At 37.8% G+C, this 23386-nt stretch carries 19 protein-coding genes and 1 pseudogene; all 20 read right to left on the bottom strand.

The window, feature by feature from the left end; translation table 11 throughout:
* Positions 1 to 23: 23 nt before the first annotated feature.
* On the bottom strand, positions 24 to 389 hold the full coding sequence (locus J8Z28_RS06220) for a hypothetical protein (protein ID WP_250660093.1): 366 nt from the start codon (positions 387 to 389) through the stop codon (positions 24 to 26).
* Positions 389 to 982 (bottom strand): annotated as a pseudogene (locus J8Z28_RS06215) (polymorphic toxin-type HINT domain-containing protein); the annotation flags it as partial. The gene J8Z28_RS06220 and the pseudogene J8Z28_RS06215, both read right to left, overlap by 1 nt.
* A 682-nt stretch (positions 983 to 1664) precedes the next feature.
* Positions 1665 to 2699, bottom strand: coding sequence for an IS110 family RNA-guided transposase (locus J8Z28_RS06210; RefSeq protein ID WP_008113199.1), 1035 nt, complete (start codon positions 2697 to 2699; stop codon positions 1665 to 1667).
* A 190-nt stretch (positions 2700 to 2889) separates the two neighbouring features.
* On the bottom strand, positions 2890 to 3195 hold the full coding sequence (locus J8Z28_RS06205) for a hypothetical protein (RefSeq protein ID WP_250660091.1): 306 nt from the start codon (positions 3193 to 3195) through the stop codon (positions 2890 to 2892).
* On the bottom strand, positions 3195 to 7718 hold the full coding sequence (locus J8Z28_RS06200; protein WP_250660090.1) for a polymorphic toxin-type HINT domain-containing protein: 4524 nt from the start codon (positions 7716 to 7718) through the stop codon (positions 3195 to 3197). The genes J8Z28_RS06205 and J8Z28_RS06200 overlap by 1 nt, the downstream gene beginning before the upstream one ends.
* 211 nt (positions 7719 to 7929) lie before the next feature.
* Positions 7930 to 9486: an IS66 family transposase gene (tnpC, locus tag J8Z28_RS06195; RefSeq protein WP_250660089.1), complete on the bottom strand. Its 1557-nt coding sequence runs from the start codon at positions 9484 to 9486 to the stop codon at positions 7930 to 7932.
* 26 nt (positions 9487 to 9512) lie between these two features.
* Positions 9513 to 9848, bottom strand: coding sequence for an IS66 family insertion sequence element accessory protein TnpB (gene tnpB, locus J8Z28_RS06190; RefSeq protein WP_250660088.1), 336 nt, complete (start codon positions 9846 to 9848; stop codon positions 9513 to 9515).
* Positions 9848 to 10135 (bottom strand): IS66 family insertion sequence element accessory protein TnpA, encoded by a 288-nt coding sequence (gene tnpA / locus J8Z28_RS06185; protein WP_250660087.1) that lies wholly within the window; start codon positions 10133 to 10135, stop codon positions 9848 to 9850. The genes tnpB and tnpA overlap by 1 nt, the downstream gene beginning before the upstream one ends.
* 78 nt (positions 10136 to 10213) lie before the next feature.
* On the bottom strand, positions 10214 to 10549 hold the full coding sequence (locus tag J8Z28_RS06180; protein WP_250660086.1) for an RHS repeat domain-containing protein: 336 nt from the start codon (positions 10547 to 10549) through the stop codon (positions 10214 to 10216).
* 605 nt (positions 10550 to 11154) lie between these two features.
* Entirely contained in the window at positions 11155 to 11757 is a 603-nt protein-coding gene (gene cas6f / locus J8Z28_RS06175; protein ID WP_250660085.1) for a type I-F CRISPR-associated endoribonuclease Cas6/Csy4, read from the bottom strand.
* The gene (gene csy3 / locus J8Z28_RS06170) at positions 11754 to 12782 is read right to left on the bottom strand and encodes a type I-F CRISPR-associated protein Csy3 (RefSeq protein ID WP_250660084.1); all 1029 of its coding nucleotides are present in this window, start codon (positions 12780 to 12782) and stop codon (positions 11754 to 11756) included. Before csy3 ends, cas6f begins: the two co-directional genes overlap by 4 nt.
* On the bottom strand, positions 12782 to 14830 hold the full coding sequence (locus tag J8Z28_RS06165) for a type I-F CRISPR-associated protein Csy2 (protein ID WP_250660083.1): 2049 nt from the start codon (positions 14828 to 14830) through the stop codon (positions 12782 to 12784). The genes csy3 and J8Z28_RS06165 overlap by 1 nt, the downstream gene beginning before the upstream one ends.
* A gap of 3 nt (positions 14831 to 14833) precedes the next feature.
* Positions 14834 to 16009, bottom strand: a complete 1176-nt coding sequence (locus J8Z28_RS06160; RefSeq protein WP_250660082.1) for a TniQ family protein — start codon at positions 16007 to 16009, stop codon at positions 14834 to 14836.
* 67 nt (positions 16010 to 16076) lie between these two features.
* Positions 16077 to 16697: a retron system putative HNH endonuclease gene (locus tag J8Z28_RS06155; protein ID WP_250660081.1), complete on the bottom strand. Its 621-nt coding sequence runs from the start codon at positions 16695 to 16697 to the stop codon at positions 16077 to 16079.
* Complete coding sequence (locus J8Z28_RS06150) at positions 16684 to 18171, bottom strand: AAA family ATPase (RefSeq protein ID WP_250660080.1); 1488 nt, start codon at positions 18169 to 18171, stop codon at positions 16684 to 16686. The genes J8Z28_RS06155 and J8Z28_RS06150 overlap by 14 nt, the downstream gene beginning before the upstream one ends.
* Positions 18164 to 19138, bottom strand: coding sequence for a retron St85 family RNA-directed DNA polymerase (locus tag J8Z28_RS06145; protein WP_250660079.1), 975 nt, complete (start codon positions 19136 to 19138; stop codon positions 18164 to 18166). Before J8Z28_RS06145 ends, J8Z28_RS06150 begins: the two co-directional genes overlap by 8 nt.
* Before the next feature lie 239 nt (positions 19139 to 19377).
* On the bottom strand, positions 19378 to 19689 hold the full coding sequence (locus tag J8Z28_RS06140) for a helix-turn-helix domain-containing protein (protein ID WP_250660078.1): 312 nt from the start codon (positions 19687 to 19689) through the stop codon (positions 19378 to 19380).
* A 157-nt stretch (positions 19690 to 19846) separates the two neighbouring features.
* On the bottom strand, positions 19847 to 21826 hold the full coding sequence (locus tag J8Z28_RS06135) for an ATP-binding protein (protein ID WP_250660077.1): 1980 nt from the start codon (positions 21824 to 21826) through the stop codon (positions 19847 to 19849).
* Positions 21816 to 23069, bottom strand: a complete 1254-nt coding sequence (locus J8Z28_RS06130) for an SIR2 family protein (RefSeq protein WP_250660076.1) — start codon at positions 23067 to 23069, stop codon at positions 21816 to 21818. Before J8Z28_RS06130 ends, J8Z28_RS06135 begins: the two co-directional genes overlap by 11 nt.
* 80 nt (positions 23070 to 23149) lie before the next feature.
* Positions 23150 to 23371 carry a hypothetical protein gene (locus tag J8Z28_RS06125; RefSeq protein WP_250660075.1) on the bottom strand — a complete coding sequence of 74 codons (222 nt, stop codon included), beginning with the start codon at positions 23369 to 23371 and terminating at the stop codon, positions 23150 to 23152.
* Positions 23372 to 23386: the final 15 nt, after the last annotated feature.

Raw genomic sequence — 23386 nt, 5'->3', positions numbered from 1 at the left:
CTTTGGATTCAAAAACTAATTACTTACTCTAATTCAATGGTTACGTAATCGGAAATTATCTCAACTTCACCCCAGTCACCTTCTAGAAAGTTGACGCCTTCATCTACGGAAAAGGAGTCAATATTTCCCAAGTCTACTTCTTTATTTTTGTCAAAAAATTGATTCAGTGACTTTTCAAACCACTTAATTTTTTTACAACATTTAAAAGACAATTTACCTTTGCGATAACAGTACTGCTCACCTTCAGACGGTATTGAGTATTCAGGATGATCTTTAGTCAATACAAATTCCATCAAAAAAGTTATCTCTTCGGACGACTCATTTATAGCAAGGACAAAGGAATCTTCCAGGTAAATATTTTGTAAGCCAAATATGTTAAAATGGTTCATTATAAGTCATTCTTAATAGGTGTATGGTTTTCAGGACTTTTTCTTGTAACAGGATCGCCCGCCGGATTTACTCGCTGTCCATTGGAATCCTTCAACTCTACATGTGGGGTGGCACTTCCCGGTGCTCGCTGACTTCCCCCTTTAATGGTTACAAGGGCAATTCCGTTTTCATCAACAAGTTTTAAAGGTCCATTTTCCGTCTGGGTTGGTGTAAAACCAACGTCTTTGGCCTTGGCCACTATATCACTCGCATTTGTCGAACCATTAGTATTTATCATGTTACCGACTTGTTTACCACGACCGCAATTATGAACTAAAACATTTCTTTCTGTTACGTAGTATGTATGAAAATCAGCTACAGTAAAGTTATAGGTAAGGTCAGTACGATTTTCGTCAAGTAAGCTTATAACTTTCATCGAACCGTGCCCATCAGTTTCGATTAAGTCACCCTCTTTAAGCTCAACAGTTTGCTTCCAGCCCTTGCCAACAACAAAGAATGGGTGGTCATCAGTAGCCTGAATTTTCTGTTCAAACCCATCTTTAGCCATTAATTTGACTTCAAAGATACCTCGATCAGGTTCAATAAAAACCTTTGTAACGGGTTTCTAGTCTTGTTCGCCTGTTTCAGTATTTTTCGCCTAGTTTCACATCTTCAATATTCTTGTATCCACCCTCAGTTAATACTTGAGTTCCAGCGACAAAACAACAAATAATGATGACATATATGGACGCTCCCTTGAAGTCAAGACGAGCTAATGTATAAACATCAAAATTGATGCCTTTATTTTATTATCATGTATCTCATATCACAGTAATGATGCGTCACAAGCTTGCTGAAAAGCAAAGGTACTGACATATATGGACGCTCCCTTGAAGTCAAGACGAGCTAATGTATAAACATCAAAATTGATGCCTTTATTTTATTATCATGTATCTCATATCACAGTAATGATGCGTCACAAGCTTGCTGAAAAGCAAAGGTACTGACATATATTCGAGCTATGGTGTCATGGTTATCATGCGCCATGCTCCTAATGAGCTTCGTACCAAGGGACCTAAAAAATATTCACCCAAACGAGATTTAATCTCGTGTCTTTATCTGGTTAACCTTGGTTAGCGTGCGCTTTTTGTTTCATTATAAGTGAAGTACATACAGGATAAGCGTATGTTACGACTTAAGTGCCCAAACACCCACTCAGGTTTTAAAACCTATGTCATAACCAGGCTGTCTTAAGTCGTAAACTCGGGTGTGATTGGTGTGTAAAATACGCATAATTAAGCATCCTTTTGTGTATTCTGCACATACTGAGGAGAGTAGAGAGTTTGCTTGGTCAGCAATATCCACATCAGTCGAGCCAATCTGTGTGCGGTGGCGACCACCACACAATTAAAGTGTTTTTTCTCGCGCAACTGGTTTATCCACTGGCTTAGCGCATCTGTTTTATGGTGGCTTCTGGCGATAAGGGCGCGAGCACCGTGAATAAGTTGTTTTCGCAGGTAACTGTTACCTCGCTTAGTAATACCAGACATTTTACTTTTATCGCCTGACGCGTATTGTTTTGGAGTTAATCCTAGCCAGACGCCCAGCTCTTTTGCATTTTTAAATGCCTGACCGTTCCCGATTGACGCTGCATAGGCCGAGGCATTGAGTACACCCACGCCAGGAATAGAGTGAAGTATTTTAGCGTTTGTATCCCGTTCAACGTGTGCAGTAAGCATCGCTTCAATGGCTTTAATGCGTTTAACAAGGGTTTTGTACTCAGTGTAAATATCACTCACCATTATGCGCAGCTGAGGGCGAAGCTCAGAATCACTTTCTAAGGCAATTATCCCTTGCTCTAATGCCTTCATACCGACAGGAAATACATACCCAAAATCGACCAATAAACCGCGTAACTGGTTGGTTGCAGCAATCCTGTTTTGCAGAAGTCGCTCACGTATCTTATGGAGCATGAGTATTTCTTGCTGAGCTTCGGTTTTAATAGGAACGAATTTAATATGAGGGCGTAAGCTTGCTTCATAGATAGCAAGGGCATCGTTACTGTCGTTTTTATTACCGCGAACAAAGGGGGTAACGTGTTGTGCAGGGATAAGGTCAACGGTATGACCGTAAGACGAAAATACTCTTCCCCAGTAGTGGGAAGAATAACAGGCTTCCATCACCACGCGGCACGGAGGGGTATTCGCCATGAAGGCGTTGAGTTTAGCTCTGTTTAAACGTTTATTGCATTCTCTTTTATAGTTAGAATTAAAGCCAGCGACTTGGAATACATTTTTTGCCAAATCAATTGATAATGTGCTAATTTTCATGACGGACGTTCCCTTTTAACTGAGTGTGAGTTAACCAGTTTGGCGCATTGACGCCGTTTAGGGGAGCGTCCATCTCATCACCCATTGTAATTTGTTTATTAAAACTGAATCACTTTCGTCATGTTTTACATTTACCACGAACGGTAAACTCCAAGTTCAAGATGGGTGTCATCATTAATTTCTCAACTAATCAAACGTTTGCTTTGAAAAATTCCTCAACAGATAAACGAATTTTATCCAAGCTGTCGTTTCCTTCTAACTCTATACTTCTTCCCTTAACAAACTTAGTGAAAACGTGCCCAACAATTAAGTCAATGGCTTCATCAGGTGCTATTAATCCTTGCTGAATTGCAAAAAAGACATCTTTTTCAACCAGTTTTTTGTATACAAAATCTGAGATCTCACTTTCTGTAGGTTTGTTTTGGGAATACAAACCTACAAATTCTGCTAGTGGTTTAGCTAAAGCTTTGTCTATTTCATTTCTAGTATTTGACATTACTGATCCTCAAAATTAAATCCACCTTGGCCATCAGGTTTTCTGACGGTAACTTTATTAACTGTTGTTGGTAGTGGCGTATCAGTTTTGATCAATATAGCATTTGGATTTCCGGGGACAGAAACATTACTTACTGAAGTAGCATTGGATACGTCAACAGTTACTTTAGCTGACGCAGCACCACCAATCGAAGAATCTACACCATGAACAAAAGTGTCACCTTGATTCTTACTAAGAAATATTTCTCCATTAGCGTTAGGCTTCATAGCTCCATCTGCTTTGATTGAGTCAATATTCGCCATCTTAGCGCCATGATGCCCAGAAATATCACAAGCATTATGAACCCACATATTTGTCTTACCAACAAAATATGTGTGGTCAGTATCCACTGTAAAGTTGTACGCATACCGTGACTCTTGGTTAATTTCAATTTGAATAATACTTATGTCATTTTCTTCTTTAGGGCCAGAAATGACTGTACCTTCAGTTATATTTTTAGCCTCTAACCAACCAATATTATCAACATAAAATGGATGCTCGGCAGTAGTGGTTATGAATTCTTCCAAGCCATTTTCATCTACAACTGTAAATGTAATAGTTTCTTCATGCCAGTCCTTAAAAGTATCAGTGACTTCCCTCCATGAAATTTCACCGGTTTCATCATTTTTGGACAAGACAATATCACCTTTTTTGACTTCAATAATTGTCTTGTAACCATCAATAGTTGAAATCAAAGTATCGGGCGTGAAGCTACAACCTCCAGGTTTAATAGCCGCTTTAGAATCACCTTTTGAGTTTGCCTTAATAACTTTAGCTAAACGCTTCGCTTTTTGTAATGTTTTAGCCGGGTTTACAATCCCTACAGCTGCGTCAGTAACTGCGCTTCCTAAATTCAACGACCCTGTTTCGGCGTAGTTTAATGCAGCTCCGAGAGCGACATCAGCTATAAACTTAATAGCAAAGTTAGCAAATTTACCCGTTGGGTCATTTTTATTTAATGGATCATTACCTACATACGCATACATATTCATCCCATCTTTATATCCAATAGGATCAGTCTGCATAAAACGCCCTAATTCAGGGTGGTAAACCCGTGCTTTGTAGTGATAAAGCTTAGTACCTGGGATTAAGATTTGCCCAGTGTAACGGAAACGCGATGAGCTGGTATTAATTGGCTCTCCAAATGGGCCATATTTATGCGTAGCGACAATTGAACCTGAGCCATTCGTTTCACTAATAATTGAGCCGCGCTCATCTGCATGCAAATAACGCTTATTACCAGTGCCACTGCCTTCGTACCACACAAGCGGGTCATCTTCGCCTATACTATGAACATAACGGCGTAATAGACTACCGCTGCTGTTGTATTCCGCAACCAATTCGTTTGCATCATATAAGAAGGTAGTTTTAGTGCCATTGAGTGTTGAGTAATTTAATCGCCCCGTTGCATCATAGCCAAGTGCTAAGCTGGTACCTGACTTAGACGCAGACGTTAATCGGTTATGCGCATTATAGTTATAGCTCCAACCATCATAACTTTTTAAGTTGCCGTTATTATCATAGGTTAAACTTTTACCACCAACACTCGTGTATTGGTTTAAATCGTTCGTGGCGTAAACTTGCTCACCAATCGTTGGAATTTGAATCTGGTAATTATTATTACTAACGGTTTTCGATTTCAGTTGATTTGCGTAGTTATAAGCGAAATTAGCGTTATTGATACCCGTATGATTAAATTGGCTTACGCGTCCTTTTGTGTCGTAAACCACAGAGCTAGATTTGCCATTTCCTCTAGAAATACTCGTCAATTGCCCTTTTGAGTTGTAAGTGTAATTTGCAAGCAGGTTACTGCCATTTTCTTTTATTGAAGTCAGTGCACCTGTAGCATCAAATGCATAAGTGACATAAAAACCACCGGGGTGAGTTAACCGAGTTCGTCTATCTCCTAAGTCATAAAGGTAACTTAAAGTACGATTATTCGTGGTTGTACTTTTCAGGCGACTTAATTCGTCATAGGCATAACTGACAACACTAGAACCGCGAGTTACACTTTTATCACGCCCTATGCCATCATGATTAAAATACAGTGTAGATTCACCTGGCACGGTTGTTTTCGTTTTCTTATTTATCGCATCGTAATAGTGTGTAAGTATTTTACCGTCCCGTTTGCGCCACGTTTTTAAATTACTATTTGCATCATAGCTATTTTGCTCATAGGTATTATCTTCAAATGTCGTACGCTCTAACCGGTCAAAACCATCATACGTATAATAAGTGATATTTCCTTCACCATCTTTACGTGTGTAGATTTCACCATTTGCTGTATACGCAATCTCAATATCGATACCAGCATCTGGTGTGTTATACCCTGAGATGACTTTTGTTGAACGAGATAGTCTGTCGTAATAGTTACGTGTAATACGGTCTGGACCATCGACACCTTCTGATGCAAGTGAACAAGCAGAGCTTGGGAGGCTATTGAATGTAGAGGCGTTCATGCGAATAGCTGTACACATTAATCTATTTCGTGTGTCGTAAGTAAACTGTGTAACGGCTTCTTTTTTTGATGGCGAGCTAATTTCTTTTTTAGTCGCTAAATTTCTCGTGTTATAAGCAGTTGTTTCTGTATTATAAACACTCAACGAAGTGCTTGTAGGCGATGTCAGCGTACCTGTTTCAACAATGCGAACTTGGTCATCTTCGTTACGATACGTGAAACGCTGTGCGACACGATACCCCCGCTGGTTTTTTGCACCAATTTCCCAAGTTTTTCTACCTGCATTGTCATACCGGTAATAAATTGCATCATCAGAACCTGCCAGTGGTCCATCTTCAACCGTTACTCTACCAGCATTGTCATAGGTATAGGTCGTTACTTGTTTTAATACCCCTACACCATTGGTTTTAGTCACTGTTTTAGGTAGGTTTGTATTCCCCCAGTATGTGTAGCTTGTAACTTGTTTATCTGCTAAAGAACAATTACTTTGAGTACAAACACTGGTACTCTTTAATCGTGTAAAACCGTTAATTTCTTGCCACGTATTAGTAGTCAAACGGCGGTTATTGTTTTTATCCGCTGGCTCAAGTTTAGTGAGCATTCCACCATGACTTGCGAATGTATAATTAGTGGTATTGCCATTCGGATCTGTAATTGAGGTAGGTCTAAAGCATCGTAAATCTGTGTACTCTGTAATATCACAATCACCAGCATTATATGTGGCAGTCGTTACAATATCTGATTCAGATGAACTTGATTTTGCTTCCATTCTTTTTTCAGTGATATTACCTATCACATCATAAGTGTAGCGTTCGCTATTCCCTTCAGGGTAAATAACACGACTCAATCGATAATTTACATCATACCCATACTGCGTTGTTTGATTCAGTGCGTTAACCTCACTGGTAATCATCATTCTTCTATCAGTCGGTTTGCCAGACATAGATAAGTTAATTGTCCTTGAATAGCTCTCTGGGCCCGTTATAACCACTTTAGAAAACTCTTTATCTGGCCTTACACCGCCTCCTGTAGGAGGTGTATAAGCATAGTTATAAGTTTGGCCATCTTTAATGACTTTAGAAACAAAGTAATTTTGTGTGCCGCTGCCATAAGGCTGAGTCGTTGTCGAAACAGTAACTGAATTATGTGAATCTGTTGGTAATTTTAAGGCGAACTCTCTCACTTCTTCTGTACCACCAAAAACATTACTGTAGCTACCGTAATTCCAGGTTCGGCCATTCGCATCTGTGACTGTAGATTCTGTGAATGTATGCTGAGCAATTGCGACAGAAGGCGAACTTGTCTTAACAATTTTTGCAGACGTGAGTTGATACCAAGGGTTATTTACTTGGCCGAAATAATCTCGTGAGTTGGACTTATAAGTAAACTTAAGCTGGTAACCTAAATTTGAATCAATACTCAATAATCGATGAAAAGTTATATAAGGGTTTATATTTGGATCTGTAAATTTTTCATAATCATAAGTGTGTACCTCACCATCGGGATAAAAAACTTTTGTTGCATACCAAGTACCGTCAACCGATTTAGTTGACGATGAAGGGCTATTAACATAAGACAAATTGGAGGTGTATTGAACTTTTACACCACTTTTACCTTGTATATATGTGAACGTACTAGACTTCTGTGTGCTATAAATCCCACCAATTAATGCTGAGCCATTATTAACAACGGGAACACACTCTGATTGGCAAGTGAAGTTATCAGATTGACTACCGCCATAAGATAGAGAAGCGGAGATTCTTCCCCCATTCGGTAATTCAGAAACCCAATGAATAACATTTATCTTAGACTCAAGCTTTGGCATGCTTTCAAACGTCAAATTAGGCGCAGCTGGAATGCTCAAAACAGGCAGTTTTACTTGATATAAACCTGTATTTAAGTTTACCGAGTTTATATCCGTAATCGATACAGGCGGTTTAATTGTTGGAATAGTTTCTTCGGCATTGACTAAACTTGGCTGGCTTACACTTAATAATGCAAGACCCAGAATCGTTTTTATTTTCATTTTTCTCATCCTTGATCTAATTTAAGCCACCTGGGCCACCAGAAGTTGTAATCCTGACTATTTTAGTCACACTCGCAGAGTCACTAGAGCTATAACAAGTAATATTAATTGGGGTGTTTTCGTAAATTCTTAAGCTGACTGACCCCGAAATTGGTTGAGTTTGAAAATAACTCGTATCCCCAGAAACGTAAACGATCATTTTGAGGCCAGATTACCCCATTTCAGCGACATCAGACGTTAAAAAATTCTCTGCGAACTTATTTTTCCACTGAAGCGGCGTGAGTTCCGCAACGTCAGTGGCTGGATGGATCGCCACTCGCTGTAAAACATCAACGAGGTAGGTGTAAGGATTGATGCCATGGAGTCGACAGGTCACCATTAAGCTCTGAAGCATACCTAAATGCTCCGCCCCCAACTCGGTCCAACAGAATAAGTAATTCTTTCTTCCCATTGGAATAACGCGCAGAGCTCGCTCAAGATGGTTAGTGTCAATTTGAAGGTGAGGATTGGTGAGGAACACCTTTAGCTCAACACAACGTTCACTGGCATAGTTTAACGCTTTAAGCAGCTTGTTCGAGGGTAAGTATTCCGGATTTTGTCTTTGCTCGTAGACCCATTCAAAGAAGCTGGCTACTATCGGCTCGCTGTTCTTTTGACGATACTCAAGCGCTTTATCCGCCGATAACTCAGCATTACGGATGTGTTTTTCATGTTGATACAGCTGCGCTATCAGGTCGAGTGCATGCTGAGCTAGAGTAGGCTCCATTTCTAAGGCATTTTCGAAGCCACGGCGAGTATGAGCCCAACAGGTAGCGTGGGTTACTTGCTCATCTTTCGCGTTAAGCTGTTTCACAGCTTTCGTGTAAACAGGATAGCCATCACTCAATAAGGTGCCTGAGAACCCTTTTAATTGCTCCACCGCGAATTGAGTTCCTCGGCTTTTTGACCAAGTGAACGCGACTTCATCTTCTTCACCATAGATTGGCCAGAAGTAAGTTTGCCGCATTTTACCTTTTGACTTTCGACCGGCTTTCATTGGCACTTCATCCATCGCCAACACTTTACTTTGTAATATGTGGTCAAGTTGCGCTTGGTAAATCGGCTTAAGAAGCTCAATGGCTTTCTGTATGTAGTTAATAAGGGTGGCGCGGCTGAGCTTAATGCCACTGTCCAATAAGCGTTGATGCTGTCGGTAAAGTGGGAGGTGGTAGACCGCTTTATCCACCATTAAGCCAGCGAGCAATGACACATCTGCGTAGCAACCCTCTAGAACGTTACTGGGTGCTGGAATGTTCGATAACGTGTGCTCTTTCTTATGGCGCACAACAGGACGTCGGTAGACAAGGACAACATAGCTACCTGGGCGCTGGGCAAGACGAGTCGTTTCTTTGTAATCAATCACCTCGTAGTTATCGGCCTCTTCCCCTTCCAATTCTGGAGCAGAGAGTTCGATAATTTTGCGAGGAACGGATTCGTCAAAGCGTAGACCGGTATCGTTGACTTCATCTCCTGAGCGCTGAGTTTTATTACGGCGCTTGTGTGATGGGATAGTGATGCCATCCTCTTGGTCGAGTGAAGGCTCTGGTTTCTTCTCAAACAAGGACGCTTGTTGAGGGTCTATCTGGAGTTGTTTTTCAGATTTGCGCCCAAAAAGTTGACGCTGGAACCAAGAGAGTTGATTTTTAAGTGCAGCCAGTTCCTCCGCTTGTTTAGCAAGAAGAGCTTCCATTTCCTTGGTGTTTAACTGGCTGGTATCACTTGTTTTCATGGTGAAAATTATACCATGAAATTGACTTAGAGTCGCCGTTTATGAGGGGATTTTTGCCAATCAATGCCGTCGATTAGGCACTGAAGTTGGGTCCAAGTCAGAGGGTGCTTTTGTGTTGGAGAGCCCAGCTTTTGATACAGGCCTCGCTCCAGTCGCTTGCTCCATAAACAGAATCCGCCTTTGCTGTAATAAAGGATTTTCATCATGGTTCGCTTGCGGTTAATGAAAACAAACAGCTCTCCGTTATTGGCTCGCACTCCGAACTTAGATTGAACCAGTGCAGACAGCCCATCGAACTGTTTTCTCATATCGACCGGTTCGGTGTAGAGCCAAATCTTGAAATCTGGATTTTGAATGAGCATTAGTTGTGCCGCATACGTAAGGTGACTCCCCCAGGTAAAGAGAGTTCAATATCCCACGACTGCTCTCTTTGAGAGTGAGAGATGAGCTGCCAAGTGTCAGCATCTGCGTGAGAGCTAGAGTCTGGTTTTTGTTCTAGTTCGGATTCTCCGGACAGCTTTTTACGCCAGACATAGAAATTGGAGGCGGTAATGTTGTTCTGTCGGCAAAACTCACTCGCTTTGAGTCCGCTTGCTTGATATTGGTCGATGATGGTCTGCCAATCATCAGGGGTACGTCGTGAAGTCATATCTGGTGCTCATTGATAAGAATGAACACCAGAATAGAGGGGATTTTTGCTAGGTTAAATACGCCTTAGAATGAACGTTTACCCAGAAACCGTTACTTTGCAATAAGAGGTATTCTGCGAAGCCCACGACACACTGAATAATGAACCTGAGGCGACTGTGCTCGGAATTGATGATGAAGTAATCACTGGCTCTGGAGGCGGAGGTGGAGACGTGTTTGCATTTGCGGAAGACGTTCTGTTGCCTGCATCGTCATAACTGTAAGTAACGAGTTTGGTATCGCTTTCTTTTACTACTTTTAAGCGCCCCCTAGCATCGTATTCAAAACTAACTGTTGAAGCTAGTGCATCATTTATTGTAATTGTTCCGAGCGCAACAAATAGCAGCGCTGCTGAACATCCTTGTATTTTTGGCATATATTCACCTAATCATTTGAAAGTAGTGAAATAAAAAGTAACTCCATCTACTTTTATTTAAATTAACTGAATTATTGTACCGGATAAAGAAAAGTTTAGAATACGAAAAAGTAATTAATTATTAACACTTGCAAAACATATAAGAAACTTTGTTAACCAGAGAATTTTATTGCGGATGCTAAAATTAAAAAGTTAGTAGGCACCTGATAATTATTAGAAAGTTCCCCCATTAAAGTAGTTTTTAATGGTTTTTATGCTAGCCGAAGAAAAGTGAATGAGATTAAGGTATAATTAGATTTTAGAGTAAAAGACCCCAGCGTTTGCTGGGGTCTCTCTATTTAGCCTCTGCCTTTTCGGCAGTTAAAAGTCACAAGTTGTGGTTGTTTACTTCCAGGCCTAACTTCAGCTGCCTACTCGGCAGTTCACGCATATAGTGGGCGTTTTGCCCAGGCATAAGAATTTTCAGCTGCCTACTCGGCAGTTCACTATTAAAAATAGTTTAAATTTCTATAAATACCAAACTGTTAAACGAATTTAAATTATTTACCCTTATTTTCAACAAATAAAATAACCCATTGAAAATTAAAAGAGTAATTTTAAGATTATTAAAAAAGGGTATTCAAAGAGGGAACCATGCCTTGGAATTCTTGGTTAGTAGCAAAGCCATAATTGTTAAAGTGATTATGCATGGGTTCAGCTTTTTCAATTTTTTGTATATGAAGTATAAAATTATTCCCGTTTCCTTTGCTTGATACAGGTATTGAGTGAAAGTGACCTATGTCCTTTGCCTCAAATTTATATTCAGGAGTGTAAACTTCGCCTCTCGCTTCAGCTCGCTTTTTAGCGCGTTTTAACCGCCTTTGCTTTTCACCAACAAAGGCTTTAGCTATTGATTGGTTGCGAACAAACATTACATCACTTTGGTTTATTGGTACTTCGAGTATTTTTGATAAGTAAAATAACTTGTCATGAGCCATCATCTCAAAATAGCTTTGCTGAGATAGGTTGGTTAATTGCTTTTTATCTGTTGATACGAACGCTATTTGATTACCTATGGTTTGCTCGTTCCATTTAGGAAAACACACACCTATATTACTAATTTCGCGTGAACTCATAAACCCATGCAAAATACCAATACAACGCCCAGCAAGAAGGCTTACATCACAATTTTTGGGTAAATAAGTAATGGTAAAATAATAGCGCTTCAACCTTTAATCCTTTGAAACAAGCCACCTTTGATCAGCACTGCCGCAATAAAGTGAACTGCGTCTGATTCTTCACCTTGCTCTAAACCATTCTTTTCCATGTGTTTAATATGCAAAGCAATGCGCGGGAATAATGAGTAAAAGTCTGAATGGGTCTTAGGTGTTCTGTGTGCAACTAATATTTGCTTATCTGCGCCATACTCATGAGTGCGCAAAGGTTTGTAGCCTCCCTCATACCAATCATCAATAGTTTGAATCGCAGCCCCTACTTTTTGTGAGTTTAAACTTGCTGCTTTTTTATCGCCTACTTGAGTGTATGCAAGTTGTTTAGATGACATGCCCTGTTCAACAGTATCTACAAACTTTTGACTTGGGTGAACCTCTTGGCTAAATGCATTTTTAATTTTTGCGGTTATATCTAAATAACAGTAGCTTTGAGGGTTACTAAGCCCTTCTTGAATAGCTTCTGATAATGTTATTAGCGCTGTTTGATTATTTTGCCAATTGCCCTGCCACTTTAGCTTTTGTATACCTTCAACAACAATCGGGGCTGCATGTTCAGTAAGCACTTCTATATCAACATTCGGTGATTGACGGTTACGCCAAAGCCAGTTTCCCATCAATATATTTTTAGCGTAACGGGTAGCAACTTCATTAAGGCCATTGTGCTTTTTATAGGTTTCAAAAAAACGTTTTAACCAATAAATAACTTTAGGATCATCACAAACATGAGGCTCAATACTATTGGCCTCAACCCTGAGTGAAAAACGACAAAATAGCTCTTTTACTGTTGGAGGCACGTAGCACACATCAATTGTTTGAGGGTTTCCAAAAGCAAGATCTTGTGGCGCTAAATTTTTAGCCACATTTTGCTTTTGATACGCATCGCCAAATCCTGATTTTTGCCCAACTAATTTATTTTGTTCTATTTGTAGCGGTTCAAAATCAGACTCTGGTGTTTTATAAAAAAACACCGCTTTGCTGGGTGAAAGCGAACGCGAGTAACTTAAGTGCCGAGGTAATTGCATTATTCATACTCAAACTTAGACTTTTTCATAAGCATAGACTCTTTTTGAACATCCATAACCCAAAATGCGTCATGAAAGAACTGCTTAGCCCCTGCATACTTAACTGACGTATTGCTAACACACTCTAACAACCCAATTACGGGCTCAGCATAACAATGGTTCTCATGTAATGCTCCACCTCGCTTTACGGGTTCTTCAAGCGCAGCAAAGCCAATTGCAGCGGGTCGTAGATTAAAGTTACCGTTAAGGGCATCAATTAATTGTTCAAAACTTTTAACTACTTTTTTTGAAGGATATAACCAACTGCCATTTGACGATTTTACTTTAAGTTTTTTAAACAGCTCACTCGGTTTAGTATGCACATGACACCAATCTATATTTTGGTATAACGAAGGTGGATGCATAATTCCACCTGCAAATGAAGATGGTAGTGCGGGCTTTAAAAGTTGACTGTTTAATTTATTAAGCATCTCAATATTTGGTACAAAAAGTCTAAAGACTAAATCGAGTGTTATATCGCATTTAGGTTTATCGATAATTCCTGATCTTATTACATGACTACGCCCTGCAACTTGTTTTAACTTGCTTGGCTCAGGTAATGGTTTACCTGTATGTAATTGATAGTTTTCAATGTAAATGGCACTACCAATACACTTAATTGAAGGGTCTATAAAATTTTTTAGCTTACGCTCAAAGTTATGAGCAAGCCCATTTAAAGCAGTAAGTGACGGCATACCTTGAATATACGAGTTAGCCATTGCCTCGGCATCAAACACTCGCATATCTTGGCAATGTACATACACTATTTGCTCATCATTTAATGTTTCTTCAGTTGCACACTGAGTAAACACATAGTTTAACTGCGTTTTAAACAGCCCCATTAAATTAGGGTGATATGCAAAGCGTTTGAGCTTACTTAAATTACCAAGGCTTTCATTTAGTATGTTACTAAATTGGCTAATACAGTTAGTAATACTCTGATCTAAATAATGCTTTGCCCAATCAGGGTAAGATTGCTCTTGAGCGTTATTTTTAGCTTCAAGAATGTTATCAAGCCATAACTGCAAACTAACACGGACTTGCCTAATAGCCGCTACTCGCGCTAATCGTTTTTGCCTTAACGTATTAAACTGTTTAATGCCTACCAACACCAAAAGCGCCTGTTGAAATTGACTGCTTAATAGCGCACGAATTTTAAATGTTTTCTCAATATCATTATTGACTACTTTAGAGCGGTTAATAGCTTTTGAATTTGTTTTAGGAAAGTAACGCAAGACTCTTATATTGCCACCTACTGAGCTTGCTAAATCGCCTACATTGGCTGGCCTTGAGTGCTCAACTAAACCAGAGTTTAATTTACGCTCTGTTGTTAATTGCTGAATTTTAGCTAGCATTGCGTGGCTTACTACAGGCGTAACCGCAAGGTAGCTTTGCAGGTATGGCATTTGTAATTGTAGTGAAAAAGAGCTCACTTCTAACGGGAGCTCTGCTACTGGCAATTGCTGTTTTATTTTACCCGCGATGTCTAAAACCGCCTTTTTTGTGAAACCGTATGCTCTGATAAAATCAATCCAGACAGGCTCTTCAGTAATTAATAACTTTGCTAAACAAGTCACTTTACCTTGCCAAATAAATAAGGTTAAAAATAGCTTTGCATGATTAATTTCAGCACTGTTGTGCGACCAACCAAAACTCAACGGTAATGACCGACTGCAAATACCTGCAATATCTTCACTTACTACCATACTAATTAAACGTTGATGGCTTACTCGTATATCAGGATATTTTAAATTATGAGTATGAAACCATTTAACTTCGTTAATGCACTTACTCAGTAACACTTCATCGCGTAATACACTTTTAGCGGCTCTTAAACTTGTTAAATCATCAATTTCACTTTGTTTATAAACTAGGTTAATGAGCACAGTCAGCGCTTGTTCTTCAAAGCCATCTACCGCAATGCAAGGCGTGTATGGCGCAAATAACTTTCTAAGTGCTGTGGTTTTTTCTTTTAGTGATTCAATTGCAAATGCATCTTGTAAGTTCATAAGTTACCACGGCGCTATAAATTGTTTTTTTGTTTGAGGCTTTTCAGCTGCGAATGCTTGCTGTAGCTCTATAACTTGGCGTAAATAAAATACATAGCTATCAGCTCTGAGCTGTTCGTTCTTTTTTTGTGGATAAGCACAGCTTAAAAAGCCTTCTTGATGAAGCCTATAAACTTGCTCTGTTGTGGTGTTTAACAATACTGCGGCATCAAAAGTGCATAGCAGTAAGTCAGCAATATTTGGATGTTTAGCTTTAGGGTTACTATCAACTAATTCAACAAAGTATTTAATAATCTCATCAAGTACTTTGTTTTTACGGTTACTTGTTGCTGCAATTTGACAATCACGAAGTAAATCGCCATATACAGAGTTAAACTTAGTTTTATTAAAAGGGTTAAGTTGTTTGAGCCGCGCATTGTTTGTAAGTATATCTAATTCAGTGGTAAACCCATCAGGCCAAGCACTAAAATACCCCACAAAGGTACGACTAAAGTCAGCGTCGCTTATATCAAGTTGTTTAACTTTCGCAAACCACGATATTAACCCGACTATTTTTTGGCTGTGATTACCTGCAAGAGCAATTGCAATTTTAAAGTCTGCATCGTTTAACTGTTCACTATTGGTTAGTTTACAACCGCAATTACATTCTAGAAACGCCTCAGAAGCTCTGTAATAAATTAAGTTATGGCATTCACCACAATGTGTGGCTAATTGTGTCTTATGCTTATGGCACGCTTTATAGGGCTTTAAATGCCAATAAAAAGGAATATATGAAGACTCATACAAGCATTCAATACAAACAGGTATGTTATCAGTGCGAAGTAGCTCAAGGGGAATAGTCAGTTCATTACGGCTTACTGCTGCTAGGTTGCCAAATTTAAAGTTGCTGCGCCGACATGCAAGCTCAAGAATGTCACCAGCATTAACATCTGCTAATTGGGCTACTAACCTGAGCGCTCTTATTCTAAAGCTGCTCGCTTGCCTAGCATGATAAACATCAACTTTACTCAGCTCTAACGGCAACGCACCTTCAAGATCATGATCTTGCTCTGCAAGCCATTGCCATAAAATATCAGCAAGCTCACTATAGCCATCGTATGAATTATCACTTGCAAGCCTTAGTAAATAGCTCTCAAGCGCCTCATCTGGGTAAGGTTTTGTTTGAACTAAAAAATGCATCGGCAACCTAAACTAAGAAAGTCTTAGTTTAGGTTTAGTGCACAAATTCAAAAATTAAAAGCAAATCTCAGTTAATTTTTTTATTTAAATAAGCTAAGACAATTCCAATATAACCTTGGAGATTATCTTTTTGAATCAAATTATCTCTAATCCTTCTAAAGTCTATATTGGCTTTACCTTTGCTTTTCAAATTGCTCCTAAGTGTGTCTAAAACAGTTTTTCGATTGCTAACTAAGATTTTAAAGTTTAAGTTCAAAACATCATTGAGCTGATCCGAAAAATCTTCCTCTGTGCTCTCGATTTTTCCTGTTGTTTCTTCATATTTTATTATCTGACTGATTTTGTTTTCTATTGGACTATACTTAAGTGATGAGTTTCCTTTACGAGTATCACAAGTTTGCTCTGTATCATTTTTATGAATGCCCAAACAACAAACAAATAGGTTTGAATACTGTAGCTGCAAATCAGGGTATGTAGATTGAGGCTTAAAATGTTCAATTTTCGTTTTTAAGGGATCATTTTTTAACGAACAGTTGCAGTAAGCACAAATGAACTTTTGTTCTTCTAATAAAGATTTTCTTAGTGCATCCTTAGCTTGTTTTGTCATATTGTCGAAAGATGCATCTTTACTCTGACTATATTCGACAAAAGCCCTTGGAATTTTTGTTGTTTTATTAACTTTGATCAAAATCCATGTCCGAAAGTTCTAACTCAAATTTTAGGCGAATTAAGTCAGGTGTCTCACCAAATATATCTTCTAATTCTTTAATCTTCACCTTTGCAGTAGAAAAATCTCCATTATTGATATACTTTTCTACTTCTATATATTTTTCTAAGCTCTCAGTGTTAATTGAGAGTTGATCAGATGAGCTCATAATTTCATTTAATATTTCATTACTTGAAACACCAAGAGTTCTATCAGCTCGATGCCAGCTTGTAATTCCTGAAGGGTCATTCTTTAACACAATTACTGAATCAGGCTTCACTTCACCAATAATTTGAGCTGAGTGAGTCGCAACTATAAATTGGCAGTTCTTGAAAATGTTTGGTAAGAATTTGACTATTTTTCTCTGCCATTCTGGATGTAAATGAAGATCTAACTCGTCAATCAAGATTATACCACTACCTTTTTTAGGGTCACCAATATTTCTTGACGAGAGCTTTCTATAAATATCAACAAGTAATGCAAAAACCGCTTGTTCACCATGAGATAATTGATCGAAGAAGATTTTTTTATCATTTTTGATAAAAGTTAACCTTGTTTCGTTTTCATATGTAAAGAGAACTTCAGTTACACCACTAATAAAACCATGAACAATATAGTTTATATCATTCACTACTTGTTCAGAAAAATCCTTTGAAAATTGCTTATCTGAACTCTTCAACTTATTAATCTCATTGGTAATGAGAGCAATGTCATCACTGCTCTCTGCAGCGACAAGCATTTCAAAAAGCTCTTTTAATGAGGCTTTAGTAGACGTTAATTCAGTATCCTTATATCTATCATAAGCTTTTTTATACCAAACCATTGTTGAGGGTAAATTAATTGGGGCCCCAAAACTTGGAGTTGCTTCTTTTGCTTTAGCGTATTCACTTTGTGATGGTTCTTTAAAAAGGTTATTCCTGTCCAACGAGTAATATTCGAAGAGGGGGGTGTTCACTGATTTATTATTTGACTTCAGGTGCTTATAAATATTTCCAATGTCTGTTGCTTCTGAAACATTGCTTGATACCTTTTCAAATTCATCAAAAGCTTTGTTAATTTCAATGTTAGTTAAACGTTTAAGCACATCTATGGTCAAACTAGTTGTACAAAATTTAGAATTATTAAATAAACTAATATCCTCTTGCCTTCCATTCCAACCTCTTCCTCCATTCAAATGGATTCTATTAAATAGCCATGAGAGTGAAGCGGCAATTGCCCTAATTAAACTAGTTTTGCCTGCACCGTTTACGCCACAAATTACAATAAAATCACTATCAGGAAACTTTAGCGTGCCATTACTAAAATTTCTATAATCCTTGATTGTTAAACTCTTAAGTTTTGGTTTAGCATTGGCTCTTTCAAGTAACTGCTTTAAATAGCTGTTCTTTTCAATTGGATTATTTTCAGATTGGTAGCGTTCAAACAACTTAAGAGTATTTGTCTCATTTTTACTCATCAGGTTTCCTTACTCTTAGAATTCTAGGAATTATGTCATTACCATATTTTTCTTTTAGACTATTGAAAAATTTAGGTTCTATATTTTTTGATAAAGCTAAATACCCTTGAAGCTTAATAACATTTTCAATAGAAGACTTACCATGGAAATAATTATGAACCATCGCACGAATGTGTCGTTTTCTTTCTCTTCCTAATGAAAGTGAGCCATTATTTGTTAATGTTACACCTGTGACTCTCCGGTTATGAGCTTTGGAACTAAACTTAGTTTTTTTATAGTTAACAATTAGTTTAGTAGAAAAGTATTTTTCCAACAGCTCTTCAACAATATGAGGCACTTGAAATAATTGTTCTCTCTCAGATGTTGAAAAAGTTAAGTCATCAGCATAACGGGTAAATTTTATTTTCCGCTTTAAACATTCACTTTTTAATTCCTCATCAAAGTCGTACATTATAACATTCGATAAGTATGGAGAACTTGGAGCCCCAACGCTCAAACATAACTTAGTTCCTTTTTCCCAAAGTAAAATATGATTTATGATATCAATTTCTTGCTTTGAAATTTCAGGGTAAGCTCGAGTAAATAATGAATATAATAGATCTTCATCAATGCTATTGAAGTAATTATTTAAGTCCATTTTTAATAGGAATCGGGAATTAACATGGCAAAGTGCATTGCTCTTTATGCTTCTTTTTTTTTCATATGCATGAGCGCAATCAGAAATAAAAAAACGTTCCTCTAAAATTTTTATTAATAACCTCTGAACAACCTTCAAAGCAAAGGGCGGGTTAGCTATTAGACGGAACCCCCCACTATTTTTAGGTATTTGATAACATTTATACGTTTTAGGCGCTTTTTTGAAATAAGTTAATTGTTCTGCATAATCTACTTGCAAATCTGAAAGGGAGTTTACTTCAGGTAGTTTTCCTAATTCACTTATTAGTTTATCAATAACTTTATAATTCACTGAAAAATCTCAATTAGATGCCACTAGAATTAGTGGCATCTTAATGTCTTTACTAAAGGAAGCGTAATGCTACAACGCGCCTTTGAAGTGAGGTACGAATGGAAAAGCCGCGTTGTAGTATTACGCAACCGAAAAACTAACCAATCGCTTTGAGTCTGGCGAATCGCCCGACTAGACTAGATTAAGTCCAAGCTAAAGACATAGAAACACTACAACACAATGAAGAAACCATCAATACTTTAGCCTAACTTTTTCAAACTATTTAGAAAAAGCTCTGTTTGTAAAAATTGCCCTTCATCTAAATGGTGAAGGATTAACAATAAGTTAGAAATCCTTTCATTTTCACAATAAAAATAAGCAACTGGCACATCAAGCTCTTTAGCAATGCGTTTCATGGTTAAAAAATCGGGAGCGTGTTTACCTTTTTCGTATTGGTTCATGCGGGCACTAGCCGTGTTTGGCTCCATGCCTAATGCCATACCTAGCTGTTGCTGAGTAAGGCCTGCTGCCTTTCTTGCAGATTTTAGGCGTGAAGGTGTTGGAGTTTCCATGTGAACCTTAGCTATTAATTATATCTTGCTAAGATTCTCTTAGTATCTAACCTATAAGTGTACTAAGGATATTTTAGTTTTTAAGTAAAGGCAAAAATTCTTTTTGAAGTTACTTCTTAAAACCCTCAATGATTTACATTTAGTAATAAAAGTTAAGCTAACTAAAATCATTATTTTCAAATAGTTCAGCAGGAATATCACTAATTACTTGCCCTATTTCCCAATCCATTATTTCAAGCAGCTCAGTTGAGGCATCAGAAGGTACTTCAAAGTAATAACTATAAATCATATCACCAGTAGCTCCTTCTTGAGGCATATATTCAATATCTAAACTTTCAAATTCATCCGTAAATTCATCTGGAATTTCCAAATAATCAACAATTCCTATTCGGCACTTAACTTCCTTTTGTTTCCAGGCCATCGAGTAATCGGCACTTTTAGATGTTGGCTTAATTGTTGGCTTTTTCATTTTAACTGTCATAGGAAAAGGGAAGTCTATACCTAGGAGTAAAGCCTCGCCTTGACTTAATGTTGGAAGAAAAGACGCAGATCTTTGATCCATTGTGCCTACAGCTCTTTTAACCACTTCTTGATCATGAAAATTTGTAAGCCTGTGGACAATTAAAGAACCTATCTGGCTTAATACATCTTCAGGGATATCTCTCGGTCGCTGAGTTGCAATAACCACATTCAGCCCATATTTACGACCTTCTTTTGCGATATTGCCAAAAGAATCTAAATTTATTGAGCTAGATTCATCACCTATTGTTTTATTGAGAAACTGGTGTGCTTCATCTATGAAAACTAGCATCGGGTTACTATGGCTAATAACCCCATTTCTGGCTAGGTCCATCAATTTACGACCAATAGCATTTACAAGGATTTCGCGACTATTAGCTTCAAAAGGAACTGCTGATAAATCTAACCGCAAGATTTTATTATTTGAGTTTGAAGAGCTATAGTTATCAAGAAGGGAAGGTATATCTTGCCTTATGTCAGGGTCAATTAACCACTTTAAATAGGGATTTTCAGAGTATGCTCTTATTCTTGATATAAGACTCATACAATAACCCAACTCATTATCTGAAGGATCTCCCCATATTGTTTCATCAATTTCTTTTGGGTAGCCTGAACCAGCCTTTTTCCCTGTTGGCCAAACACACTCTTGAGCTATTTGCTCTGCCAAATGTTTAAAGCACCACCTTTCAGATTTTAAATCTTTTTCAATAAAGTTCAGTGCATTGTTAAATGGTTCTTTTTTCTGGCCTGATTTAACTAAAATATGATTATCAGTAACTTTTATACCACCATAATTATTATAATAACGTCGTACTATACGCTGACTAAGTATAGCTGAACTCAACTTGGGCATTTGTGTCTGCGCTGATGGGCGCAAAAAAGCAAATATATCAGATTCAGGGAGCTTCCAATGAGGAAAGGTAACAGAATTACTAGAATTAGCTTTTTCATGATTACCGACATAATATGTATCACAATCTAACTCAGAGTACTCTCCTGTTGGATCTAACAATATTGCCCTCCCTCCATGTCTCTGTACTTCTTGAAGCAATCTAGACATTGAGTAACTTTTACCACCACCTGTAGCTCCTAAAACTGCGCAATGCCTAGCAAATAGCTTATCAGGGGTAACTGTTATGTTGACGGCACAATCGTATGGCAGCTCTGCTAAATTCAGTTTTACTTCACTTTCTTTCGAGTCTCCTTCAGCAAGGATAGATATTAATTTTGGATGAGCTGAATATATTTGGCTCCCTAGTCTAGGGTGATTTTTGATTCCACGGTAAATAACTCCTGTCGCAGGGTTAATACTTGTTAATAATTGAATAATTCCTACAGGATTATTCAAACCATTATCAATAGTCATAGCATCTACCGATAGCCTCTCAGCGCCATCAAGCCAAACTTGAACTAACCGGCCTAGTACTGCTGTTTGACCACAATCAATAAATATAAATTCATTAACTTCACCAGCACCTACGCGATCTCCTAAGTACCACCTTGCTTCTCCAGAACCTGCATCTGATAGATTGACTGTAATTTCTGCTGGCGAAATATTGATAACACTACCAACTCTTCTATTAGTATCAAAGGGTGAAAACCATTCATTAAAACTCATTATCATCCAACTTCTTTGGGTTAATATTTCCAGCAATTGATTCAAAGGTTTTAAATAACTTTTCTTCTGGAGTCTCTTTTCGACGTTCTTGTAGCAATTCGGAAAATTGCCCGAAAGTGCCATCAATTAGTGAAATTCTTTTATCCCCATGCTGAATAGCCTGATCTAACAAATCTCTTATCTCGGGATTAAATGATCCGCTTTCAATAAATAAATCTTTTGTTGCAACTAGAAGGTTAAATTCCGCATTAGTCCTTAAAGCCATCGTCACAGCATTATTAATATGCTTATCATTAAACCCAAAACCAAGGCATATTAATGCCGTTTTAGGTTGTTGGACGCTATTTAGAAATGACGACATCATATCTAAATAAGGTGAATCATAAGAGGTTTGATATTTAGAGCTACTCGGGTAAATAAAAACAGGCTCATCAATTTTTGCTTTATAGTCTACTTTTTTAACTCGTCCATTTTCACGAGTCCAATTAACAGAGCCATGCATTTTATAAAGCTGAATAACATTTGGGATATATGAATTTGGACTTTTAGAGTGCCCACTTCTATCAACAATATCATAGCGATACCAGGCAGGGTTAAAGTAACTAGGGGATGAAAAATCAAAACCGTCTACAACAACAAAACCTGTATTTGAAGCAGAATGTTCGAATGCCAAATCATAATTAGTTGTAAATAATTTAAGTCTTTGCTGCTTTGGACTTCTTCGACCTAAAGTTCGAATGAATTTATCATGAGAAAACCAATCATTTGAATTTATTTTATCCGTAAAGTTAGTTGCGTTTAAGATAACTGTTTTGGATTGATTTAAGAAAGAAGTAAGCTCTCCGGTTTTTGCTGAATCTGGAAACAAAGCAATATATTGATCACACAATGATAATAATAATTCGATATCATTCCACGGCTCATTTGTTTTTGAATCTCTTTTTTTCTGGTTTTCATCATACTTTACTGCATCAAGAACATCTTGAAATTTATCAGGATCTTGTTCTTTACATTTTTCCCATAGTTGCCCCATACTTGGAGCAATACCTTGAAATGTTAATGAGGTTCCAGAACCAGCTAAGATAACTAAGTTATCAAAATCAAGTAAGTTACTAATACTTGAAATTAGTGATAAGTAACTTTCATTTTCACCTTTTTCCGGATCATCAATACTAATTAATTCTGGATTTTTAATTCCATCTGTTCTTTTTATAAATGCCGATAGAAAATTTACTTCACTCATTTATACATCCCTATTCTTATATTTCTATTCAATAAGTAACACAAGTAACTCTAAATTTCATACACTCTATTCATAGCACTTCACTTCTTCAACAACTGACTAATCGGCATCTTGTCAGTAAACTTGGTTGCTATAAACGGATCTTCATCTTGGGCGCTTTCAGGTTTGTATAGTGAATAGCGCTCAACTTCGCTTGCTGTAATTTCTTCAACTGGCAACGTAAATAGGTTTGGTACTTCTGGGTATAGAACATCAAATGCTTTAACTAAATGCTTGGTTGTGAGGGTTTTCGCGTTATCCATTAATGGGCGTTGTTT

Source organism: Pseudoalteromonas sp. SCSIO 43088, assembly GCF_023650795.1.
Taxonomy (GTDB): domain Bacteria; phylum Pseudomonadota; class Gammaproteobacteria; order Enterobacterales; family Alteromonadaceae; genus Pseudoalteromonas; species Pseudoalteromonas shioyasakiensis.
Note: the sequence above shows the minus strand (reverse complement) of the source record. Positions and strands in the feature narration are given on the sequence as shown.